This window comes from Bradyrhizobium sp. Mp27, from assembly GCF_029953005.1.
GTDB classification, from domain to species: Bacteria; Pseudomonadota; Alphaproteobacteria; order Rhizobiales; family Xanthobacteraceae; genus Bradyrhizobium; species Bradyrhizobium barranii.
Genome location: NZ_JASAUS010000282.1, coordinates 1 through 5634, shown reverse-complemented (window position 1 = coordinate 5634; position 5634 = coordinate 1). Strand labels below are relative to the sequence as shown.

Annotated in this window: 2 protein-coding genes and 2 pseudogenes; 3 read left to right on the top strand and 1 reads right to left on the bottom strand. The window is 61.6% G+C overall.

Features of this window, described 5'->3' with window-relative positions:
- Positions 1–107: 107 nt before the first annotated feature.
- The 3 genes and pseudogenes from QJT78_RS47880 to QJT78_RS47870 form a co-directional block, all read left to right on the top strand.
- A pseudogene (locus QJT78_RS47880) lies at positions 108–841 on the top strand (IS110 family transposase); the annotation flags it as partial.
- Positions 842–2258: 1417 nt separating this feature from the next.
- Positions 2259–3175: pseudogene (locus QJT78_RS47875) on the top strand (IS66 family transposase); the annotation flags it as partial.
- Between the two features lie 53 nt (positions 3176–3228).
- Positions 3229–4095, top strand: a complete 867-nt coding sequence (locus QJT78_RS47870) for a DUF3616 domain-containing protein (protein ID WP_212479692.1) — start codon at positions 3229–3231, stop codon at positions 4093–4095.
- A gap of 650 nt (positions 4096–4745) precedes the next feature.
- On the opposite strand, the gene QJT78_RS47865 is transcribed toward QJT78_RS47870, so the two are convergent.
- The coding region (locus QJT78_RS47865) for a transposase (protein WP_281460746.1) at positions 4746–5634 on the bottom strand (889 nt) is incomplete at its 5' end.

Sequence of the window (5634 nt, the reverse complement as noted above, 5' to 3'; positions counted from 1 at the left end):
ACGCCCTCCCGACGCAACGACAAAACCGTAAAGCCCCGCGTTCAGCATAACCCGGCAGGAATCCACTTAAATCCAGCGGGGCGCTGTCCAAACAACCGGGGCCAGCTCTGAAGTTCGTGGCGACCAAGACCGCGGAGCAACTGGACCTCCAGGCGCTGCATCGGGTGCGCGAGCGGCTGGTGTCACAACGCACCGGCATCATCAACCAAATTCGCGCCTTCATGCTGGAACGCGGGATCGCCGTGCGCCAGGGCATCGGCTTCCTGCGCACGGAACTGCCCACCATCCTTGCGACGCGCACCGAGGCCCTGTCGCCACGCATGTTGCGTGTCATCGAGGAGCTGGCAGGTGACTGGCGCCGGCTGGATCAGCGCATCGAGGGCTTAACCGGCGAGATCGAAGCACTGGCCCGTCAGGATCAGGCATGTTCGCGCCTGATGACGGTGCCCGGCATCGGGCCGATCATCTCGAGCGCCATGGTGGCCGCGATCGGTACTGGCGACGTATTCTCAAAAGGCCGCGACTTCGGCGCCTGGCTCGGACTGGTGCCCAACCAGATATCGACGGGAGCCGCACGATCCTCGGCAAAATCTCCAGGCGTGGCAATCGCTACCTGCGCGTTCTGTTCGTGCAGGCGGCATGGGTTGTGCTGGTCAGGATTAAGGACTGGGAACGTTACGGGCTCAAATCCTGGATTGAAGCCGCCAAGAGGCGTTTGCACCACAACGTGCTCGCGATCGCGCTCGCCAACAAGCTTGCCCGCATCGCCTGGGCGGTGCTGGCTAAAGGACGCGCCTTCGAACTAACGAGGACCGATGATCCAAGCGTCCGACCCGCTTGATCCTCGCGCCGTGCTCGGCGCTCTGCGGCCCGGGACGAAGGAACGGCCTTTGGCTAGAACAAAGGAACTGCGCAATATGAGGAGCAAGCGATGACGTGACCCAATCAACAGTTTCCAGCCGAGGTCTGCGAGAAGACGAAACGAGATGGAGGTTCGGTCTTCCGAGCGCGTGCGAACACTGGTGACCCAAATGGCCCAATCGAGGCCTGTCCGCTAATGAGAACGCACGCGCGCTGATACCCATGATGGCCCGGAGTAAAACACGCTCCATCAGAGGCCGGATACATTGATGCAAGACCGCTCACCGCCCGCTCGACGAAATCTTCTTGCAACGCACGGCCGGACCATACATTGGGTCAATCGCGCGTCGGTTTGGTTCTCCCGAGACGACTTCCGGTCAGCCCCCCAGTGAGCGGACACCAGGTCTCAAACGGGCTACAAGCGGAAGTCGGCGCTCGTAAAATGAGGCCGCCAACTGAGGCGGCCTCAAAGCTCCAAGATCAACCAGACGACGAGTGCGGCGTTAAGAGTGCCGACCGCGACAATACCCGCCTGAACAAGACGCTCATTCATGGTCCCGCCCTCCATCGAAAACGAGGAATGATATTGCCCGTCAGAAAACGGCGTCTATGCAGATCGTGCCAAAACCGGGATGTTTCGGTAATATATGAAGACGTGTTCCGCCCGTGAATACACCGTATGGTTGGCCCAGAACAAAACAGGCCACGTGTCATTTCAAACTAGGCGCCGGGTTGATCAGCGCGCGTCTGCTTCTGCCTCAAAAGCTGACATCGCATCGCACTGCATCGCGGTGATGACGTGATGCCCGCCGCCGCCCGCCGCCAGAGACATCTCCTGAGATTTCTGGGGCTGGGGTCCTTTGAAGGGCATAGGCGGATGGGGGGACCGCGCAACGGCACCCTTTCAAGATATTTGACCCGGCGATTTTTCAGATTGCGTTGCGGATCGGTACAAAATTCGAGGGGCTAATGTGAGCGCGACGGGCGGTGCGCCGGGACAAGCACGAGCAGACCCGCTCGGCCTCATTCTGCTCTGGAGAACGTGACGACATACATAAAAAGAGAGGCCGCCTGCGTTGCCACAAGCGGCCCAAGTCTAGGGAGGAAACGCCCAAGGAGGGCAGCGATAGCGGGAGCGCTACCGCATACCCTAGCTAAGACGATCGCGATCAGCGGCTCAATTGCACGTAGGTAAACGTCGGGCATCTAAAGGGGTCACGGACCTATACGAAGGTTTATGGCAGAGCCGACCACTTCCGCACTAGGTGTAGGCCGTCACTGCCTGCGCATTACGTCGAGCATCGAGTACGGCATCGCCCTCGACCTCGATGCGTGGTGGTGACCGTCATTGGATATGCGCGGAGACGAAAGCGCACAGTAGCGATTTGTCGCACGCGCACGCCGCTCCCGAGCGACTGATCAGGGGTGGATTGCCCACCGAGCGGCTCGTCGCGCAAGTGATCGACGCAAGTATCATTGGCATTTGCCGCTCTATCGGCAGGCGCAGATGCTGGCGACGCACGGTATCGCCATCGACCGTTCCACGCTCGCCTTCTGGGTCGGCTATGCCGCCCAGGAATTGAAGCCCTTGTGGCATCGTCTGCGCGAGCTTCTGCTCGCCTCCTCGAAGCTTTGTGTCGATGAGACACCGGCGCCGGTGTTGGATCCGGGGCGCGGCAGGACCAAAACCGGCTACTTCTGGGCGCTCTCGCGTGATGACAGGCCTTGGGCCGGACCTGAACCGCCTGGCGTGGTTTACGCCTATGCACCGGGCCGTGGGGCCGTTCATGGCTTGCGGCTGCTTGAGGGCTATTGCGGCATCATCCATTGCGATGGCTATGAGGCTTACAAGACCATGACCCGAGCGACGCGTGCGGACGCACTGTCCGGTACGCTCGCCTTCTGCTGGTCGCATCTGCGACGCCAGTTTGTGAAGATCGAGCGCGAGGCTGCTCCGGCGCCAGCTCCGGTTGCCCGCGAGGCTCTCGAGCGCATCGCCCAGCTCTACGCGGTCGAGAAGGCACTTCGCGGCCGATCTGCTGCCGAGCGCAGGCAGGCGCATGCTCGGCCTCTGGCCGCAGCCTTGAAGCATTGGTTTGAGGCAAAGCTTGATCACCTTGCGCAGAAGAGCGACACGGCGAAGGCTTTGCGTTATGCGCTGCGTCATTGGGACGGCCTGACGCTCTACCTTGATGACGGGCGCATCGAGATGGACACGAATGCGGTCGAACGTGCGATGCGGCCGATCAAGCTTAACGCCAAGAACTCCCTTTTTGCCGGTTGCGACGAGGTTGCCGAGAGTTGGGCAGTGCTAGTGGCTTCCTGCGAGTTTGCCTTCTCGTTGACGACGAGAGCCAAGGGACGCAGGTGGTCGTCGTCAGGGAGGGAAAGCTAATCGCCGGCCCGTTCATCCGTCTGGTGTACGACACTTGGGACGACAAGCTCCTCGAGCTTGACGCCGAGGCGGTAGCATATGCGGATGGTGCATTTTATGTGACCGGGTCCCATGGCCGCCCGCGCCATCACGAGGATGCCGAGAAGGAAGCCAAGAACAAGGCCAAGGCCACAGCAACCCGGCGCATCTTCCGAATCAGAATCCCGCGCGACGCCATCGATCCGGAGACCGGCAACCTAAATGGCGCCCCCGAGGTCACCCCGTCAGTCGAGTTGGCGCGGTTAATCCGGGGACAGCCAAAGCTGACGGCAGCGTTTGATCGCGAACTTGAAGACAATGGTCTGACGATCGAGGGCCTCGCGGTCCGCGGCGGGGAGCTTTATGTCGGCATGCGCGGCCCCGTCATTTCGAATACACCTGCGGATGATCCGGAGAAGAACGGCACTGCCGCGGTTCTGATTGTCCCCCTCGCGACGGTGTTCGCGGGCGACCGGGCCGATGCCAGTGTGAAGCCTGTCAATCTGGGCCACGATACGCGCCAGCGAACACGAGGAATCCGGGACATGACACTGTATGGCGACGCCTTCCTTATACTGGCGGGACCGCAGAAAGATCCGCCGGACGGCACACCCATTCCGAAGGGCGATTACAGCATTTATCTTTGGGATGGCAGCAGCCGCGACGCAAAGCCCCTCATGGATCTGGGCGGCTTCCCCGAAAAGGTAAAGCCCGAAGCACTGCTGCCACTCGACCAATCCGGCAACACCGTACGCGCGCTGTTATTCTTCGACGGGCCCTCGGAAGGAAAGCCGAGGCCGGTCAAATTTGATCTCCAATAGGCCGACAGGCCGTCGCCGCCGCCGTTCCGTATTTCCGACAGGCGCGAGGCGCTGTTTGGCTTCGCGCCCGCCGAGTTCAATTTTGCGGCCGCTTGAGCCTTCCTGCAACTCGATGATGGACTGGCCTCGATCGCATGCGCCGATGTCCCAAGGTTGCCCCCTGTATGGGGCTTGTTTTGTCAAGAAGTTCGGCAGTGCAACGCATGTCTTGTCCTTCGTCAGTTTCTTTGTTCGATCTGAAAGCCCGTTTCTTCGTCCCGACCCGCGGCAGCGCCAGGCCGTCGCGCGCAGGGGCTGTCAAGGTTGGCCGGCGGACCAACCTTTCGAGATGCTTCGCTCTTGCGAGGCCATACCTTGACAGCTTCGAGCACGCCGGCACGGTGGGTGCGGTCGGGATGACGATCAGAGGGGAGCCCGCTTTCGGGCGCGGATCAGTCGCGCCACAACCTTGTATCCGGTGGGTCCAGGGACCCGAACCATGATGCAGTCATGCGCATCGGCAGCGAAGCTCCGAGGCGGCGGACCCATTCTTCCTCTCGGCATGACAGCCATGGGGCAACTCGGGACCCCGCCACCTCGAACCGTCATCGGCGGCCCGTCACAAGCGGACGGACTGGGCCGAAACTGTCGGTGCCTTCAGTGACCTCCGTTCATTGCGCCGGGCGCAGAACGACGCCGTCCGGTACCACGCCCTCGCGCACCAGCCGCCACAGGGCGATCAGAAGCTTGCGCGCCAAGGCCACGATCATGATCTTGCGAGTGCCGCGGGTGCTCTCAGTGCGGCCTCGAAACCACTGCGCCAAGGTGCTGTCCTTCTGGAACATGAGAAATCGCCACGCCAATTGGATCATGCCGCGTCGAACCCGAGCGTTGCCGGAACGGGCGAGCCCTTTCTCTCGCCGTTTTATGCCACTCTCGTCGGGCGAACCCGTGAGGCCGGCATAACGTGCGACGGCCCGTCGATCGCGCATGTTTCGCGCCAGCACCTCCTGCACCAGCATGGCGGCCGTCTCGATGCCAACCCCGATCACCCGCGCCAGTAGGAGCACCATGGCGTTTGGTCCATCACCGGGCGCTTGCTCGATGCGTTCCAGGCGAGCATCCTCGATTTGGCGGATCTGATCATTGATCAGCTGGCGGCGCTCCATGTCGCGACGCAGCTCAGCCAACATGTTGGGCAGTATTGGCTCTCCCTCAGGAGTGCGCAAATCTTCAAGGCGTCCGGCTGCCTTCTTTAGCTTGGGATTGAAGCCGCGGATGCCCAGCCGAATTAACGCTGCTTTCATTCGGTTGACGATCCGACTCCGCTCTCCGACGAGGCTCTCGTGCTCGCGGTTAGGCCGCTTGGCGTCTTCGTCCTTGATTGTCGGGATCGCCACCATCTTGCAGTGATCACGCTCGCCGCGCAGCCAGCCGAGAAAAGAGCGCTTGAGCAAGCTGGTGTCGAGCCGATCGGTCTTGGCGCGCCGGTGCTCGCGCGATACCGCGACGCTCGATGCGTGAATGACGTGGACCTCAATATCATGTGCCCTGAGCCAG